15 protein-coding genes are annotated in these 17,289 nt (G+C 71.9%); 1 reads left to right on the top strand and 14 read right to left on the bottom strand.

Annotated elements, in window-relative coordinates; all coding sequences use genetic code 11:
- Position 1 precedes the first annotated feature (1 nt).
- The 6 genes from AB0K10_RS01280 to efeU all read right to left on the bottom strand — a co-directional run bounded on the left by AB0K10_RS01280 (position 2) and on the right by efeU (position 7,967).
- Positions 2 to 1,819 carry an LpqB family beta-propeller domain-containing protein gene (locus tag AB0K10_RS01280; protein WP_363678736.1) on the bottom strand — a complete coding sequence of 606 codons (1,818 nt, stop codon included), beginning with the start codon at positions 1,817 to 1,819 and terminating at the stop codon, positions 2 to 4.
- The gene (gene mtrB, locus AB0K10_RS01275) at positions 1,816 to 3,573 is read right to left on the bottom strand and encodes an MtrAB system histidine kinase MtrB (protein WP_363678734.1); all 1,758 of its coding nucleotides are present in this window, start codon (positions 3,571 to 3,573) and stop codon (positions 1,816 to 1,818) included. The genes AB0K10_RS01280 and mtrB overlap by 4 nt, the downstream gene beginning before the upstream one ends.
- Positions 3,574 to 3,585: 12 nt before the next feature.
- A complete protein-coding gene (gene mtrA / locus AB0K10_RS01270) occupies positions 3,586 to 4,275 on the bottom strand; it encodes an MtrAB system response regulator MtrA (RefSeq protein WP_007455837.1) in 690 nt (229 codons plus the stop codon).
- A gap of 242 nt (positions 4,276 to 4,517) precedes the next feature.
- A complete protein-coding gene (gene efeB, locus AB0K10_RS01265; RefSeq protein WP_363678731.1) occupies positions 4,518 to 5,795 on the bottom strand; it encodes an iron uptake transporter deferrochelatase/peroxidase subunit in 1,278 nt (425 codons plus the stop codon).
- Between the two features lie 25 nt (positions 5,796 to 5,820).
- Positions 5,821 to 6,954: an iron uptake system protein EfeO gene (efeO, locus tag AB0K10_RS01260; protein ID WP_363678729.1), complete on the bottom strand. Its 1,134-nt coding sequence runs from the start codon at positions 6,952 to 6,954 to the stop codon at positions 5,821 to 5,823.
- 23 nt (positions 6,955 to 6,977) lie between these two features.
- Positions 6,978 to 7,967 (bottom strand): iron uptake transporter permease EfeU, encoded by a 990-nt coding sequence (gene efeU, locus AB0K10_RS01255; RefSeq protein WP_363678727.1) that lies wholly within the window; start codon positions 7,965 to 7,967, stop codon positions 6,978 to 6,980.
- 168 nt (positions 7,968 to 8,135) lie between these two features.
- On the opposite strand from efeU, the gene AB0K10_RS01250 reads away from it, so the two are divergent.
- Positions 8,136 to 8,294, top strand: a complete 159-nt coding sequence (locus tag AB0K10_RS01250) for a hypothetical protein (protein WP_363678725.1) — start codon at positions 8,136 to 8,138, stop codon at positions 8,292 to 8,294.
- A 78-nt stretch (positions 8,295 to 8,372) separates the two neighbouring features.
- Here the strand turns inward: AB0K10_RS01250 and ahcY are convergent, their stop codons facing one another.
- The 8 genes from ahcY to AB0K10_RS01210 all read right to left on the bottom strand — a co-directional run bounded on the left by ahcY (position 8,373) and on the right by AB0K10_RS01210 (position 17,243).
- A complete protein-coding gene (gene ahcY / locus AB0K10_RS01245; RefSeq protein WP_363678723.1) occupies positions 8,373 to 9,872 on the bottom strand; it encodes an adenosylhomocysteinase in 1,500 nt (499 codons plus the stop codon).
- A gap of 264 nt (positions 9,873 to 10,136) precedes the next feature.
- Entirely contained in the window at positions 10,137 to 11,300 is a 1,164-nt protein-coding gene (gene manA / locus AB0K10_RS01240) for a mannose-6-phosphate isomerase, class I (protein WP_363678721.1), read from the bottom strand.
- Positions 11,301 to 11,303: 3 nt separating this feature from the next.
- Complete coding sequence (locus AB0K10_RS01235) at positions 11,304 to 12,311, bottom strand: cation diffusion facilitator family transporter (protein WP_363678719.1); 1,008 nt, start codon at positions 12,309 to 12,311, stop codon at positions 11,304 to 11,306.
- A gap of 58 nt (positions 12,312 to 12,369) precedes the next feature.
- Complete coding sequence (locus AB0K10_RS01230) at positions 12,370 to 13,569, bottom strand: SIS domain-containing protein (RefSeq protein WP_363678717.1); 1,200 nt, start codon at positions 13,567 to 13,569, stop codon at positions 12,370 to 12,372.
- Positions 13,566 to 13,751, bottom strand: a complete 186-nt coding sequence (locus tag AB0K10_RS01225) for a Trm112 family protein (protein WP_030490836.1) — start codon at positions 13,749 to 13,751, stop codon at positions 13,566 to 13,568. Before AB0K10_RS01225 ends, AB0K10_RS01230 begins: the two co-directional genes overlap by 4 nt.
- A gap of 61 nt (positions 13,752 to 13,812) precedes the next feature.
- The gene (locus tag AB0K10_RS01220) at positions 13,813 to 15,198 is read right to left on the bottom strand and encodes a phosphomannomutase/phosphoglucomutase (protein ID WP_363678715.1); all 1,386 of its coding nucleotides are present in this window, start codon (positions 15,196 to 15,198) and stop codon (positions 13,813 to 13,815) included.
- 69 nt (positions 15,199 to 15,267) lie between these two features.
- Positions 15,268 to 16,332: a hypothetical protein gene (locus AB0K10_RS01215; RefSeq protein WP_363678713.1), complete on the bottom strand. Its 1,065-nt coding sequence runs from the start codon at positions 16,330 to 16,332 to the stop codon at positions 15,268 to 15,270.
- 215 nt (positions 16,333 to 16,547) lie between these two features.
- Complete coding sequence (locus AB0K10_RS01210) at positions 16,548 to 17,243, bottom strand: endonuclease V (protein WP_363678711.1); 696 nt, start codon at positions 17,241 to 17,243, stop codon at positions 16,548 to 16,550.
- Positions 17,244 to 17,289 lie beyond the last annotated feature (46 nt).

Below are 17,289 nucleotides of genomic sequence, written 5' to 3'. Positions count from 1 at the left end.
GTCAGAAGAGGAAGAACGGGGCCGACGGATTGCTCGGGCGGACCCCCGCCGGCGGCGCGGGGACGTCCCGCACACGCTCCGGATCGATCCGCTCGAACGGGCTGCTGCGGTACGCCACCTTGTTCGCCTCGCACATGTACGCCCCGGTGGGCACGCGCACGCGGCGGTTGCTTGGGTATGCCGTCAGGTGGTTGACCTTCGCGCCCACATCGGTGCGCAGCGGCGTCTCCAGAGCGCCGTCCACGCTGATCTCGTAGATCGCCGGCTGGCCGGCCGATCCGGCCACCACCAGCCGATCCTCCCCGATCCAGTCCACCGCGGTCGGGCCGGTCAACGAGGTGACCAGGGCCCGGGGCGGGCCGACCGACATCCCGCTCCCGGCGCCGTCCAGGTTGATCGCCGCGACGTAGAGCCGCCCGCCGGCGATCAACGCGATCCGCTGGCCGTCCAGCGCGGCGGCGACCGCGGTGACCTGCGGTGAGGGCAGGTTGAGCGGCACCTCCGACATCCGGGCGGCCTCGTCGAAGCGGTAGAGGTGGCCGTCGGCCACCACGAGCCCCTGCGCCGGGCGCGAGTCGACGGTACGCAGCCACACCGGGCGGCTGATCGAGGCGTACGCCGTGCCGCTGCGGTTGAGCGCGGTCACCGTGGTCGCGCCGGTGCCCACGGCGAGTCGCTGCCGGTCCTTGCCGCTGGCCACCACCATCGCGGCGAGAATCTGGTCGGTGCCCCGCGCGAGGCCGGCGGACACGATGTTGCGGTTGACCTCGGCCGCCAGGGGCACCACGCCGCTGGGCTCGCCGACGAAGTCGAGCGGGCGGATCGCGCCCTCGTAGACGCCGAACCGCTGCGGGCTCTCCCGGACCGGGTAGAGGGGTTTGGCCAGCCGGCGCTCGTTGAGATCCTGTACGGGCTGCGAGTTGTTGCGGATCTTCAACTCCAGCTCGCCCGGCAGGTCGCCCAACGACCAGGCGAGTTGGGTGATCACCTGGTCGACCCGGCTCTGGTCGTCGCCGGACATGTCCAGGTTGACCTCCCAGCGGTTGTTCGCGCCGGTGGCGTTGTTGATCAGCTCGGTGCCGTCGGGCAGGCCGACGACGCCCGGCCGCAGCCAGTCGGACGGGCCACCGACAAGCCAGCGCACGACCTCGTTGACCCGGCGCTCGTCAGGTACGGCCAACGGCAGGTAGCGCTGGTCGGGCACCAGTCGGGTGCGGTCGGCACTCCAGAAGTAGATCGACTCGTCCTGGTAGTACTGCTGAAGGGCGACGTCACTGAGCAGCAGCACGTTCGGCGGGTCGAGGACGTACTGGCCGGCCCGTTCGTCGTTGTCGGCCCCGCCGAGCGAGGCGCTGCGCAGCCGAAACTCGTACTGCGTCTCGGTCGCCACCGGGGGTGCCAGGGTGCCGTTGGTACGCAGCACACCGATCTGCTGCACCGAGATCCGGACGGTGGTGGTCGAGTCGCTGTTGAAGGTGAAGACCGTCTCCCGCAGCCGCACCACGGTCAGCGCGACCTCGCTGCCCTTCTTGTCCTGCAGGCGGGGCTTGTGCTCCGGGGCGACGAACGCCTTCACCCGCTCGTACGCCCGATCCGGCTCACCGGCGGCGGCGGACAGGAAGTTTCGCACGAACGCGTCGTTGTCGCTGCCGCTGGCCGTACGCGATGGTGGTTCGCTGCGGCGACCGTTGTCCGACCCGGCCTCGGTCGCCGTGCCGGCCTTGCCGTCCACCCGCACGTCGGACGATGCCGGGATGCCACAGCCGGCGCTGAGGAGCAGTGCCGCGCCGACGGCGCACAGCAGTGGCCGAGCCCTCATGAACGCACCTCCGCCCGCTCGCCGTCCCCGGACGACGCCGGCCCGATCGCCAGCGCTCCGCCGGTACCCGGCCCGATGGCCAGCGGACCGCCGTCGCGGGGGCCACCGAACGGCAGCGCCGCGTCGGCGGGCACCAGTCGCAGCGGCGACGTGGTGAGCCGGTCACCGGCGCGGGCCGGCAGGGTGAGCCGGAACTGGGCGCCCTGACCGGGCGCTCCCCAGGCTTCCAGCCAGCCGCCGTGCAGGCGGGCGTCCTCCAGGCTGATCGACAGGCCCAGCCCGGTCCCGCCGGTCTGCCGGGCCCGGGACGGGTCCGCCCGCCAGAACCGGTTGAACACCAGCTTCTCCTCGCCCACCTTCAGCCCCACCCCGTGGTCGCGGACGGTGATCGCCACGGCGGTCTCGTCGATGCCCAGGGTGATCAGCACCGGCCGGGCCTCGCCGTGCTCGACGGCGTTGCCGACCAGGTTACGCAGCACCCGCTCGACCCGGCGGGGGTCGACCTCGGCGATCACCGGCGTGGTCGGCAGGTCCAGTTCGATAGGGACGCCCACCCGCTCGGCCAGGCCGGCCAGCCGGTCGACGACCCGGTGCACGACCGGCACCAGGTCGGTCGGCTCGGCGTCCAACATGGCGAAGCCCGCGTCGAACCGGCTGATCTCCAACAGGTCGGTGAGCAGCTCCTCGAAGCGGTCCAGCTCGGCCTGGAGCAGCTCGGCGCTGCGGGCCACCGCCGGGTCGAACTCGTCGCGTTCGGCGAAGATCAGGTCGGCGGCCATCCGTACCGTGGTCAACGGGGTCCGCAGCTCGTGCGACACGTCGGAGGTGAACCGACGCTGCAACCGGGACATCTCCTCCAGGCGCAGGATCTGCCGTTGCAGGTTGGTCGCCATCTGGTTGAACGAGGCGGCCAGCAGCGCGAGGTCGTCCTCGCCGTTGACCACCATCCGCTGGTCGAGGAGGCCGGCGGAGAGCCGCTGGGCGGTACGCGCGGCGACCCGCACCGGGTTGACCACCAGCCGGGTGACCAGGGCGGCGAGCAGCCCCAGCAGGACCACCAGGGCGAAGCCGGTGGCGACGACTGTCGCTCGGGCGTCCGCTGCGGTGGTGTCCTGCCGGGTCAGCGGCACGAGGTAGTAGAGCTCGATCTGCCCGAAGCGGGTCGGCACCGGCGAGCCGTAGACCAGGTATTTGGTCGGCTCGCCGGTGAGCCGACCGGTCTGGATCTGGCTGGCCACCTTGCCGCTGGCGACCGCGGCCCGCAGTTCCTTGCTGATCAGGGGCTGGACGTTGGTCGCCGGCGCGGTGCGGGTCTGGATCATGGTGGGGTAGTCGGCGGCGGTGATGGCCACCACCACGCCACTGGTCTGCTGGGGGTCACCGCCGGCCAGGTAGTTGACCGTGTCGTCGATGGTCTCCTGAAGCTGCGCCTCCTGCGGCTGGCCGTAGAGGGAGACCTGCTTGGCCGCGTAACCGGCGCCGCCCTTGACCCGCAACTGGACGTCGGTGCGGGCGTTGTCGAGCAGGATCGTCGTGATCTTGTCTGCGATCAGGTACGCGAAACCGCCCACCAGCAGGCTGGAGGCGACAAGCGTGATGGTGACCACCCGGACCTGGAGCGAACGGCGCCAGGTCTGATGCACCCGGGCCACCAGCCGTGCGCCCCGGCCACTCAGCGCGCGCCACAGGTCCCGACCGGCATTGAGCCGGCGGGCTGTCGTGGTCTGGGGGTGCGGGGGCGGCGAGGTCGACACAGTGTGACCAGGCTATCCGGTGCCCGCCTTGTAGCCCACGCCCCGCACGGTGAGGATGATTTCCGGCCGCTCCGGGTCTGGCTCGATCTTGGCGCGCAGCCGCTGCACATGCACGTTGACCAGCCGGGTGTCGGCCGCGTGCCGGTAGCCCCAGACCTGCTCCAGCAGCACCTCGCGGGTGAAGACCTGACGCGGCTTGCGGGCGAGCGCGACCAGCAGGTCGAACTCCAACGGCGTCAGCTTCACCTCCTCGTCGTTGCGGCTCACGGTGTGGGCCGGCACGTCGATGGTGATCTGGTTGCCGGGCGGGCCGATGGTCAGCATCTCCGGCGCCACGTCCTCGCCACGGCGCAACCGGGCCCGCATCCGGGCCACCAGCTCCTTGGGCTTGAACGGCTTGACCACGTAGTCGTCGGCGCCGGACTCCAGGCCGAGGACGACGTCCACGGTGTCGCTCTTGGCGGTCAGCATGACGATCGGCACGCCGGACTCGGCACGGATCGACCGCGCCACGTCAATACCACTCATTCCGGGCAACATGAGGTCGAGCAGGACGATGTCCGGCCGACTGTCACGAAACGCGGCCAACGCCCGCTCGCCGTCGGCCACGAACGAGGGCAGGAAACCCTCGCTGCGCAGCACGATGCCGAGCATTTCGGCGAGTGCGGGGTCGTCGTCGACCACCAGTACCCGGGCTCTCATGGGATTAATATTGCATCCCCGTTCAGTTCGGTGGGACCGGCGTCACCCGGCACGGGATAGCGCCGCCGGGAAACCAGTCACCGCGACCCGCGGCGGCGGCGCCACGGGGTGCGAGGGCCGGCACAGGCATCGGCCGGTTGTCACCATGATCCCCCCTCGGCGCCGTCCGGCGCCACCGCAGCCTCCGGCCGGTCGTGCTGTCGCGATCCGGACGCGGGCCGCCGCCGCGATCGCGCTGGCGCTCAGCCGAAGAGCGCCCGGCCCCAGTGGTCCCCACCGTCGCGCACGCCGGGCGGGCAGGCGAACAGGCCGCTGGAGACGTGCCGCAGATATTCGTTCATCACGTCGTGACGGGCCAGTTGGGTCTGGATCGGCACGAACTGCCGGCGCGGATCCCGCTGGTAGGCGATGAAGAAGAGGCCGGCGTCGAGCCGGCCGAGACCGTCCGAGCCGTCGACGAAGTTGTAGCCCCGCCGCAGCAGGTGCGCGCCGTTGTTCCTGCTCGGGTGGGCCAGGGCGACGTGGGCGTGCTCGGGGATCAGCGGCTTGCCGTCGTCACCGCGTGCCGCGAAGTCCGGCTCGTCGAATTCCTTGCTGCGCCCGAGTGGGGCGCCGCTGCCCTTGGCACGACCGACGATCTCCTCCTGCTCGGCCAGCGACGTCCGGTCCCAGGTCTCCACGAGCATCCGGATCTTGCGGGTGACCAGGTACGACCCACCGGTCATCCAGTCCGGCCCGTCGCCCGCCTGCACCCACAACTGGTCGCGGAGCCTGTCGGTCTCCTCGGCCTTGAGGTTGGCCGTGCCGTCCTTGAAACCGAACAGGTTGCGGGCGGTCGTCTGGTCCCGGGATGTCGACGACGTACGGCCGAAGCCGAGCTGCGACCAGCGGACGCTGACCACCCCCATGCCGATCCGCGCCAGGTTGCGGATCGCGTGCACCGCCACCTGGGGGTCGTTGGCGCACGCCTGCACGCACAGGTCGCCGCCGGAGATCGGGGCCTGCAAGGCGTCACCGGGGAACTTGGGCAGCTCGGCAAGGGCGGCCGGGCGGCGGTCGGCGATGCCGAACCGGTCCCGGCCGTCGGCGTCGCGGAAGAGCGTCGGGCCGAAGCCGATGGTCAGGGTGAGCTGCGACGGTGGGAGGCCGAGCGCCTCACCTGTGTCGTCCGGCGGGGCCTCCGGCATGCCACCGACCGCGCCGAGCACCCCGGCGTCGCGGCCGGCCGTCATGCGGGCGGCGGCGGCCGACCACTCCTCGAGCATCTCGACCAGGCGGGCCCGGTCCTTGGTGATCACGTCGAAGGCGACGAAGTGCAGCCGGTCCTGAGCCGGGGTGACGATGCCGGCCTGGTGCTCACCGAAGAACGGCACCGCGCCCGCCGGGTGGTCGCTGGCGGCCGCCGGGCCACGGGAGTCGCCGACCAGCGCGCCCGCGCCGGCGGCCACACCGGCGACGCCGGCCACCCCCGCGCCGGCGAGCGTGATGGCCCGCCGGCGCGTCAACCTGCTTGCGCTCATCGACTCGACTCCCCCTGCGTCCCGGTCACTTGGCGACGACTGCGGCGACCTTGCTGATCGGCTCGGCGAGCGCGTTGATGCCGTCGGAGAGCTCCTTGAGCTCGGGCTTGCTCAACGCGGTGTGCAGCTTCCACCCGTCGCCGTCGCGGTGCTTGCCGAGCTGCGCCTCGACGTTCGCGAACTCGGTGTCGAGCTGCTTGACCAGCTCCGGCGAGCGCTGCTCCAGCGCGGGCCGGAGGGCGGACAGCGCCGCCTTGGAACCTTCCAGGTTGGCGGCGAAGTCCCACAGGTCGGTGTGCGAGTAGCGGTCCTCCTCGCCGGTGATCTTGCCGCTGGCGACCTCGTCGAGCAGCTCCTTCGCGCCGTTGGCGAGCTGGAGCGGGGAGAGCTTCTCGGCGTTGGCCTTCGCCACGATCTCCTTGACGTCGACAAGCAGCCGGTCCGCGATCGGGCCGTCCTTGCTGACGTCGCCGGACTGCCAGAGGTCCTTCTCGATCCGGTGGAAGCCGGTGAACTCCATCCCCTCCTCGATGACCTCCTCGCGGCCGTCGATCTTGGGGTCGAGGTCGCCGAAGATCTCGGCCACCGGCTCGATCCGCTCCCAGTAGGTGCGCGCGACCGGGTAGAGGGTCTTGGCCTTCGCCACGTCGCCGGCCTTCACGGCGGCGACGAACTCCTCGGTCTTCTCCAGCAGCGCGTCGGTCTGGCTCTTGACGTAGCGCTGATAGTTGTCGGTGGCCCCGGCCAGGGCGGCGTCGGCGGTCAGCGGCTGCGCCGACCCGCTGACCTTGAGCGCGCCCCGGATGCCCTTGCCGCTCATACCCGGCTTGCAGGCCGTCTCGTAGGTTCCGGCGGGCAGCTCGACGTGCAGCTCACGGCTCAGCCCGGGGGCGATGTTCTCCACCTCGCCCATCACCCGGTCACCGGAGGCGTACACGTAGAACTCGGTGACCTTCGCGCCCGAGTTGGTGATCTTGAAGTTGGCGGTACCGGCGCCGAGGTCGGTCGTGCCGACCTCGCAGGCGGTGTCGGTGGCCTTGACCACGATCGGGCCGCCGGCCGCGCCCGCCTCATCCTTCTTGGAGTCGGAGCACGCGGCGACGCCGGCCGTCGCCAGCACGCCGGCAGCGGCCAGCGCGAAGAATCGGGTGGTACGCATCTGAGCTGTCTCTCCTCGTGGGGTCAGGCACGTTGCGGCGTGGATGCCGCCTCGGCCTCGGCCTCGGTGCCGGTGTCGGCCCCGCGCTCGGTGGTGGTGGTCGTGGGGTCCGGCGACGTCGACCCGGCCGGCGACGCCGCGACGGCCGGGCCAGGTTCCGGCGCGGGGGGCGCGGCCGGCGACGCGGTGGCCGCGGCCGGTGCGGGGGTACGCCGGGTCGGGCGCAGGAAGAGCAGGAGGACGGGCACGGCGTACCCGATCCAGGCGATCGTCTCCAGCACGGTGGGCGCGGGGGTCACGTTGAACATCCCGGCCAGCAGCGCCGCGTACCAGGTGGTCGGGTCGAGCGCGCCGGTGATGTCGAAGGCCAGGTCGTTGAGGCCGGGCAGGACACCGGACTCCTGGAAGTCGTGCACGCCGTACTTGAGGATGCCGGCGGCGACCAGGATCAGCAGCGCGCCGGTCCAGGTGAAGAACTTGCTGAGGTTGATCCGCAGGGCGCTGGCGTACAGCAGCACGCCGAGCACCACGGCGGTGACGATGCCGCCGATCAGCGCGAGCAGCGGCCCACTGTCGCCGGCCGCGCCCTGGGCGGCCGAGTAGAAGATCAGGGCGGTTTCCAGGCCCTCCCGGATCACCGCGAGGAAGGCCATTCCGGCGACGGCGAGTGACCCCACGGCCAGCGCCTCGGTGAGCCTGCCGCGCAACTCGCCCGCGATGGTGCGAGCCGCCTTGCGCATCCAGAAAATCATCCAGGTGACGAACACCACGGCCGCGACGGAGGTGATCGCCTCGAACAGCTCGCGGTCCTCGGAGCGGGACAGCAGCGAGGTCGACGTGTACTCGATGAGCCAGCCGAAGAGCACGGAGAGCACCACGGCCAGGCCGACGCCCGCCCACACCTGGGGCAACCGGTCCCGGCGCTGCGACTTCACCAGGAAGGCGACCAGGATGCTGACCACCAGGGTCGCTTCCAGGCCTTCCCGCAGGCCGATCAGGTAGGTGGCGAACATCCGGGCTCCGTGTTCATTAGGCACGCCTCAGCTAACTTAGGGCAGCCATACCTTCCTCCAGTTCAGGGGCCTCGTCAAGTCGTTCATGACAAGCTCACTCTCGCTGTGACCTGGGCTTGCGCGGTCGTCATGAGCCGGTAACCGGCCGAGCGTGGAAGGATCCCTGCCGTGAAGGCTTTCCTGCCGTGGCTGGCGGTGCTCGCCGTGGTGATGCTGCTCAGCGCGCTGCGCCTGCGGGCACTGGCCACCGTCGTGTCTTTGGCCTGGTTGGCCTGGTGTGCGTGGACGTGGTTGCGCCCCCGCAGCCGCGGCTCCCGCTCCGGCTGACCCGATCCCGTCCCGCCCCGGCGGGAACGACGAACCGGGCCGGCTGCGAACAGCCGACCCGGTGCGCAGAGACGTCGATCAGTAGCGGTAGTGGTCCGGCTTGAACGGCCCCTCCTGGGAAACGCCCAGGTACGAAGCCTGCTCCTTGGTGAGCGTGCTCAGCTTGGCGCCGAGCGCGCCCAGGTGCAGGCGGGCCACCTTCTCGTCCAGGTGCTTGGGCAGCACGTAGACGCCGACCGGGTACTCCTCGGTCTTGGTGAACAGCTCGATCTGGGCGATCGTCTGGTTGGCGAACGAGTTCGACATCACGAAGCTCGGGTGCCCGGTCGCGTTGCCCAGGTTGAGCAGACGCCCCTCGGACAGCACGATGATGGCGTGCCCGTCGGCGAAGCGCCACAGGTCGACCTGCGGCTTGATGTTGATCCGCTCGACGTCGGAGCGCTTGGCCAGGCCGGCCATGTCGATCTCGTTGTCGAAGTGGCCGATGTTGCCCACGATGGCCTGGTGCTTCATCCGGGCCATGTGCTCGTTGGTGATGACGTCGAAGCAGCCGGTGGCGGTGATGAAGATATCCGCCTGCTCGACGACGTCGTCCAGGGTCGCGACCTGGTAGCCGTCCATCGCGGCCTGCAGAGCGCAGATCGGGTCGACCTCGGTCACCACGACCCGGGCGCCCTGCCCGCGCAGCGACTCGGCGCAGCCCTTGCCCACGTCGCCGTAGCCCATCACGACGGCCATCTTGCCGCCGATCAGGACGTCGGTGGCCCGGTTGATGCCGTCGATGAGGGAGTGGCGGCAGCCGTACTTGTTGTCGAACTTGCTCTTCGTCACCGAGTCGTTGACGTTGATGGCCGGGAAGAGCAGCGTGCCGGCGCGGTGCATCTCGTAGAGGCGGTGCACGCCGGTGGTGGTCTCCTCGGTGACACCCTTGATGCCGGCGGAGATCCGGGTCCAGCGCTGGCCGTCCTCGGCGAGCGAGCGGTGCAGCAGTTCGAGGATGACCCCGTACTCCTCGGAGTCGGCGGACTCGACCGGCGGAACAACGCCTGCCTTCTCGAACTCGGCGCCCTTGTGGACCAGCAGGGTGGCGTCGCCGCCGTCGTCGAGGATCATGTTCGGCCCGTGTCCGTCGGGCCAGGCGAGCACCTGCTCGGTGCACCACCAGTACTCCGGCAGCGTCTCGCCCTTCCAGGCGTACACCGGGACGCCGGCGGGGGCGTCGGGGGTGCCGTTCGGGCCGACGACGATCGCGGCGGCGGCGTGGTCCTGGGTGGAGAAGATGTTGCAGGACGCCCAGCGAACCTGCGCGCCGAGGGCGACCAGCGTCTCGATCAGGACGGCGGTCTGGATGGTCATGTGCAGCGAGCCGGTCACCCGTGCTCCGGCGAGCGGCTGCGCGTCGGCGAACTCTCGCCGGATCGCCATCAGGCCGGGCATCTCGTGCTCGGCGAGCTGGATCTCCTTGCGCCCGAACTCGGCGAGCGACAGATCCGCCACCTTGAAGTCGCCCTCGGCGAGCGTGCTCGGCCGGGCCTCGGACGGCGTGCCGCTGGCGGCCGCCGGGAGGGTGCTGGTCATGAAAGCTCCTGTCGAACGATGTCTGCGCCGATCCTCCACCTTACGCGCGTTGACGCCGGGCGCCGGGGGACGGGATGCGGACAGCGCACGGGGCGGTCGGTGGTGGACAGACCCGCTGCCCACTGCCGCCCGCCCCGTGCATCCCCCCGGTTTGGTTCCCCGCACGTTGCCGGACCGTCGTCGCGATAACGCTGCGTACTCATAGAGTCACATTCAGCCAGGAGCACGTCAAGCTATTCCGGGAAAGTCGGACTTGTGGCGAGCTCAGCGCAGGCCCGACGTCGCCACGTACGCCTCGCCGTTGCCCCCGACCCGCAGCGGCTCGCCTGCCGCCGTGCCGATCGCCGCCTCGCCGGAGACCAGCGTCAGCGCACCCGCCCCGTCGTCGACCGTGACCGAGCCCGCACCGCAGAGCACCACCCGGGGGCCGGGCAGCGACAGGGTGACCTCCGGCACGGCGGCGCCGACCCGCACCCGGTGCAGCGCGAAATCGTCCACCGGCACCGGCCAGCAGTCCACCCCCGGGCCGACCGGCTGCGCGGCACGTACCGGCTCGTCGAGAACCTCGAAGCGCAGCACCCGCAGCAGCTCGTCCACGTCCACCCGCTTCGGGGTCAGACCCCCGCGCAGCACGTTGTCGCTGGCCGCCATGATCTCCACGCCGCAGCCGCTCAGGTAGGCGTGCAGGTTGCCCGCGGGCATCCAGATCGCCTCCCCCGGCACCAGCCGCAGGTGATGCAGCAGCAGCGCCACCAGCACGCCGGGGTCGCCCGGATAGAACGCCGCCAGCCGGCGGGCCAGGTCCGCGTCCGGGCCGTCGGCCGCCGACGCCAGGACGGCGCGCAGCAGCCCGTCGCGCTGGGCGACCGGCCAACCGAGCAGCGTCCGCACCGCCGTGGCCAGCCCCGCCGGCCCGGCCCGCAGCGCGGCGACCACCGGCGCCAACTCCGGTACGCCGAACGCGGCGAGCGCCTCCGCCGACTCCAGCGGGTCCCGGAAGCCGCACAGCGCCTCGAACGGGGTGAGCGCGACAAGCAACTCCGGCTTGTGGTGCGGGTCGGAGTAGGTGCGCTCCTCCACGGGCCGACACGCCTCCGCCGCGAAACCCACCCGGGCCTGCTCGGCGTCCGGGTGCGCCTGCAGGCTCAGCGGCGCGTCGGCGGCGAGGACCTTGAGCAGGAACGGCAGCCGGGTGCCGAACCGGTCGGCCACCCGCTGGCCCAGCCACTGCCCCGGCTCGTCGCGCACCAGGTCACAGAGGCTCACCCGCAGGCCGGCACGCTCCACGCTGGCCGGGGCGCCCGGGTGGGCGCCCAGCCACAGCTCCGCCTCCGGACCGGCGCTCGGCACCGGTCGGCCCTGCAACATGGCGATGGCTGAGCGGGATCCCCACGCGTAGTCCCGGATCGGTCCGTAGAGCGGTTCCACAGGTCAGCCCCTGGGCCGCCCGACCGCCTCGCCCGACACGTCCTCGGGCTGCGGTACGGCGGTGTCGGCGGCGGCGCCGGTGCCGGCCGCAGCGGCGGCGGCGCTGTAGATGTCCGGCTCCAGGTAGATCACCCGGGCGATCGGCACGGCGGTGCGGATCCGCGCCTCCACGGTGTTGATGCCGCGGGCCAGCTCGTGGGCGCTCTCGCAGGCCGGCACCCCGATCTTCGCGGCCACCATCAGCTCTTCCGGGCCCAGGTAGAGCGTCTTCATGTGGATGATCCGCTCCACCTCGGGACCCTCGGTGATGGCCCGCTCGATGGCGTCAAGGTCCTGCTGCTCGGCGCCCTCACCGAGCAGCAGGCTCTTGGTCTCGATGGCCAGCACGATGGCGATGACCACCAGCAGGACACCGATCATCGCGGTGCCGGCCGCGTCCCACCTGCCGTCGCCGGTGATCAGCGTCATGCCGACGCCGAACAGCGCGAAGACCAGACCGACAAGCGCGCCGAAGTCCTCCAGGAGCACCACCGGCAGCTCCGGGGCCTTGGCCCGCCTGATGAAACGCACCCAGGACTGCTTGCCCCGGATGTGGTTGGACTCCTTGATGGCCGTCCGGAAGGAGAACGACTCCATGCCGATCGCCGCCAGCAACACCGCCACCGGAAGCCACTGCCACTCGGTGATGCCCTCCGCGTGCGACCACTTGTGGTACGCCTCGTAGAGGGCGAACAGGCCGCCGATGCTGAACAGCACGATCGACACGATGAACGCGTAGATGTAGCGCTCCCGGCCGTACCCGAAGGGGTGTTCCGGGGTCGCCGCGCGCTTCGCCCGCTTCCCGCCGAGCAGCAGCAGACCCTGGTTGCCGGAGTCGGCGACCGAGTGGACCGCCTCGGCCAGCATCGACGAGGAGCCGGAGAGCAGGAACGCGATGAACTTGGTGACGGCGATGCCGATGTTGGCCAGCAGGGCGGCGACGATCGCCTTCGTCCCGCCGTTCGCGCTCACGCTGCCACTCCGCTTCGCGTCGTGGTGACGTCCGTGACGCGCCGCGCCCTGCGTACGTTCACTGGTTCGACAGCTCCTTCATCTCGGTGATGGCCGGAACGGCCATCGGGTCCAGTCCGTGTGCCAGAGCAAGATAGATCGAGGCGAAGTCCGGTACGGCGATCAGTGAGGCCAGCCGCTCCAGGGCCGACCCACCCTCGGCGGTCACCACGTCGCAGCGCACACCACGGCGCTCGGCGAGGGTCTGCACCGCGTCCGCGCGGCGCTCCTCGACCGCGAGCGGCTCGTCCGTGTCGTCCTCGGCGTTGAGCCCGCCGTCGCGCAGCAGGACCAGCCGCAGCCGGGTGCCCTCGCCGTCGTCGTCCTCCGCCCGGTCGGCGAAGATGTCCCGCTCACCCTCGGCCAGGCCGCCGAAGACGCCGTCCAGCAGCCCGACCCGGCCCCGGCCGGCCTCGCCCAACGCCCCGGTGACCACCGGATAGCGGGCGTTGGCGGACAGGGTGTCGCCGAACCGGCGAGCCGCCACGGTGGCCAGCGGGGACGAACCCCAGACGATCGGGATCGAGCCGGCCAGGCCCAGCGCCAGCGACTTGGCCGGGTTGACGAACGACTCGGCGGCGGAGCGGCAGCGGTCGGCGTCCGCGTCGAGCCGGGCCGCCGTCTCCGCCAGATCCGCCTCGTTGACCTTTACCAGCCCGAGCGAGCGCGCCGCGAGCAGGACCGGCACGGTGAGCGCCCAGAGGCTGGCGCGAGCCGGTGCGCGTCGCGGCACCGGGATGAACGGCGCGCGGGCCCGCTCGGCCACCGACTGCAACTGCGAGTCCGGGGCACCCACCGCGACCAGCCGGGCGCCGCGACGGTGCGCGGCCTCGGCGGCGCCCAACGCCTCCGGGCTCCGACCGGACGCGCTCACCGCGATCACCACGTCGGCGGCGCCCACCCAACCGGGCACGCCCGCGCTGCGGTGCCCGATGATCGGGACCGGGCAGCGCGGCCCGGCGACAGTGGCCAGCACGTCACCGGTACGCCCGGCGGTGCCGATGCCCGCGATCACCACGGCCCTGGGCCGCCCGTCGTCGGCGAGCACCGCAAGGTTCGCCTCGGCGGCCAACGCGGCGCTCTCGCGCACCTGGGCGCCACCCGAGGCGGTGTGCCGCAGCATGCCGCCCGGGTCGTGCTCGGCCAGCGCGTCCGGGTTGTCGAGCAGGGCCTCGTCGGCGTCGCGACGCCCACTGACCCCGGCCGTACCGTCGATCATGAGGGCTGCCCCGGGCCGCCGCGCGCCTCGTCGAGCAGCAGCACCGGCACGTCGTCGCGGACCTCGAAGATCCGGCCGCACTCCGTGCAGGTCAACGTCTGCGCCTCCGCGTCGTAGGTGAGCGGGGCGTGGTGCGTGTCCGGGCAGGCAAGGATCTCGAGCAACTGCGGATCCAGGGCCATGGCGCGGCTCCTTCCACGAGTGCGGGGTCACCGGCGGCGGTGCCGACCGGCGCAGGCGATCTTATCGGCGAACGCGGTCGAGCACCTCGTCCCGCAGCGATACCATCCGCTCGCGGGTGGGCGCCTCGACGTTGAGCCGCAGCAACGGCTCGGTGTTGGAGGCACGCAGGTTGAACCAGGCGCCGTCGGAGAAGCGCAGCGTGAGCCCGTCCATCTCGTCGGCCGTCGCGTCCGGGTACGCGGCACGCACCTCGGCCACCGCCGCGGCCTGGTCGGCGACCGTCGAGTTGATCTCGCCGGAGGCGATGTAGCGCTCGTACTCGCCGGCCAGCACGGACAGCGGCAGCGACTGCTCGCCCAGGGCGGCCAGGGTGTGCATCGCGGCGAGCATCCCGGTGTCGGCGAACCAGAAGTCCCGGAAGTAGTAGTGCGCGGAATGCTCGCCACCGAAGACGGCGTTGGTACGGGCCATCTCGGCCTTGATGAAGGAGTGCCCGACGCGGGCGACCACGGGCTCCCCACCGTGCTCGCGGATGATCTCCGCGACCGCGCTGGAGGTGATCAGACCGTGGATCACCGTGGAGCCCGGGTGCTTGGCCAGCTCCCGTGCCGCGACCAGCGCGGTGATCGCCGACGGCGAGACCGGCTCGCCGCGCTCGTCCACCACGAAACACCTGTCGGCGTCCCCGTCGAAGGCCAGCCCGATGTCGGCACCGTGCTCGACCACGGCACGCTGGAGGTCGACCAGGTTCGCCGGGTCCAGCGGGTTCGCCTCGTGATTGGGGAAGGTGCCGTCCAGCTCGAAGTAGAGCGGCACGATCTCCAACGGCAGGGCCGACAGGGCGACGTCGCCGAGGACGGTGGGGACGGTGAAGCCACCCATCCCGTTGCCGGCGTCGACCACCACCTTCAACGGCCGGATGCCGGAGAGGTCGACCAGCTTGCGCAGGTACGCGGCGTAGTCGGGAAGCAGGTCCCGTCGCTCGGCCGGCCGGGTCGGCTCACCCGCCGGACGCGACGCCCCCGAGTCCAGCAGGGCCTGCGCCCGCTCCCGGATCTCCGCCAGTCCGCTGGCCTGGCCGATCGGTCGGGCGCCGGAGCGACACATCTTGATGCCGTTGTACTGCGCGGGATTGTGACTGGCCGTGAACATCGCCCCGGGCAGGTCGAGCGACCCGGAGGCGAAGTAGAGCAGGTCGGTGGAGGCGAGCCCGATCTCGATCACGGAGCGGCCCTCGGCCCGAACCCCGGCCGCGAAGGCGGCGGCCAGGCCGGGCGAGCTGGCCCGCATGTCGTACCCGATGACGACCGCGTCGCCGGGCTCGTCAGTGCTGTTGAGCAGCTGGGTGAATGCGGCTCCGAGCGCCTCCGCGGCCCGTTCGTCCCACTGGTCCGGCACCGTCCCACGGACGTCGTAGGCCTTCACAATCTGGGACAAATCAGACACTAGTTCCGCTCCTTGGCCGCAGGTTACCAACGAACCTGAGCGTATCGGAGCGCCCGGGCCCGACCCCGCTCAGCCGGGGAGCCGGGGCATGAACACGGTGTGATCGCCGCCGTCGGGCGGCTGGGGCGGGTCACCGGGCAGCGGCCGGGCACCCGGACCAGCGGGACCAGCCGGCGCACCCGGCATCGGTTGCGTGGCGTCCGGGCTCGGCGTCGTAGGCCGCGCTCCGTAGACCCCGCCGGCGGGACGGGGCAGAGGCACCTGGCCGGCGGTCGGCGGCTGCTGGCCGTACACCGGGCCGGGTTGGCCGGGAACGGCCGGCGACCCACCCCCGGAACGGTAGGTGGTGCCACCGGGGTTTCCCGGCAGCGGGCCCGGCGCGTCGGCCGCCGTGCGGTCCTTTCGGGAGCGGCGCACCAGCAGCACGATGAGCAGCAGGCCGACCACCACCATCGCGATGCCGAAGAACATGATCGGCGAACCACCGCCGGACTCGGCGGCCACCGCGGTCGGGCTGGGCGCGGCGGACGTCGGGTCTGCCGCGGCCGGGTTCACCACCTCGCTGGCCGCCGCGACCTCGGTCGGGCTGGGGGTCGGGGTCGGCTTCTTCGACGGCGTCGGGGTGGGCGACGGGGAGAGCCGCGCGGTGACCTTCGCCGTGTCGGCGCCGTGCCCCAACTGCTGGCCGGTCGCGGTGAGACCCACACCTGTCACGGAGAGCCGGCCGCCCGGCGCGTCGGCGGCGAACGCCACCCGGTATCGCACGGTGATGCCCTTGCCCTTGCACAGGGTCGGCTTCGCCGGCGAGGTCTGTTGAGTCTGCACGGTGCCACCACCGCCGCCGACGGCCACCGGGAACCAGCGCCCGCCCGCGTTCACCTGGACCGCCACCTGGCTCGGCTGGAGACCTTCGAGGCGCAGACCCAGGGCGGTACGCAGCAGGACGCAGCCGCCGGAGCGCTTGCGCACCGCGACGTTCACCCCCTGGGCCGAGCCGCCGGCGGCGAAGCTGCTGGCCGCCCCCACATGGACCGAGTCGGCATCGGCCAGCGCGGGTGACGCACCGAGCGGCACCAGGCCGACCAGCAGACCGCAGACCGTCGCGAGCCGTGCCGCGCGTCGACGCACCGTCATGATCACCTCACCGTTCCTCCCCGGGTGGGGTCCGCGGGCCAGGCTACTACCGGGCCACCCCCGCCACCGGTCATAGAGCGGCCCGCATGTGTGCCGCGTTACGGTTTGCGGCGCTGGTCGCGCGCCGGCGAGCGTCTGCCTTGATCCACTCGGTATCGGTGAAGGCGGGGTGTCCGCGGCCGCGCGACACCCCGATTTCGCCGACGTCGAGTCGATCACGCGCGACGCGGGCCGCTGGGTGCCTCGCCCGATCCGTCCCGGTCGGACGGTGCCGTCCGGGCGAGCGTGTCCCGACAGAGCCGGTCGGCCGTCCGGGTCGTCTCGGGAAGGCGGTACCGCGGAGTCAGCGCCAGCACCTGCGCTGTCGCGTTGTCCAGGCTCATCCGGTGCCCGACGCTCACGAAGACCGGCTTCACCCCGGCCTGGGTGCGCAACACCCGGCCCACGACCTCGTCCCCGTCCCGCAGCGCCGACCAGGCGCCCCGGTCGACCGGCGGCGGCGCCCACGCACCGACCAGCGGCGTCTTGCCCACCCCGATCGCGGGCAGTCCGGTGACCACCCCGAGGTGACAGGCGAGCCCGAACCGACGCGGATGGGCCACGCCGTGCCCGTCGCAGACGAGCAGGTCCGGGATCGTCGTCAGCGCGTCCAGCGCGGCGAGCAGAGCGGGCAGCTCACGGAAAGCGAACAGCCCCGGCACGTAGTCGAACGCGGGCCTGCCCACGCTGACAGCCGAATCCACCACGGCCAGCGTCCGGGCGTCCAGCACGGTCACGGCCGCCGCGAGAAGGTCACCGCTCTCGGCGTACGCCACGTCCAGGCCGGCCACCGTCGCGGGCGCGGCCGGACCCGGCCCGACCAGGTCGGCGAGCGGCCGCAACTCCTCCTGTACGGCCACCGCCTCGGCCACGGTCGCCGGTCCCGTCGCCCAGCCGGGTGGCGGCGTTGATCCACTC

This window comes from Micromonospora sp. NPDC049274, assembly GCF_040678875.1.
GTDB lineage: Bacteria > Actinomycetota > Actinomycetes > Mycobacteriales > Micromonosporaceae > Micromonospora.
This window is presented reverse-complemented; position numbering and strand designations above follow the sequence as displayed.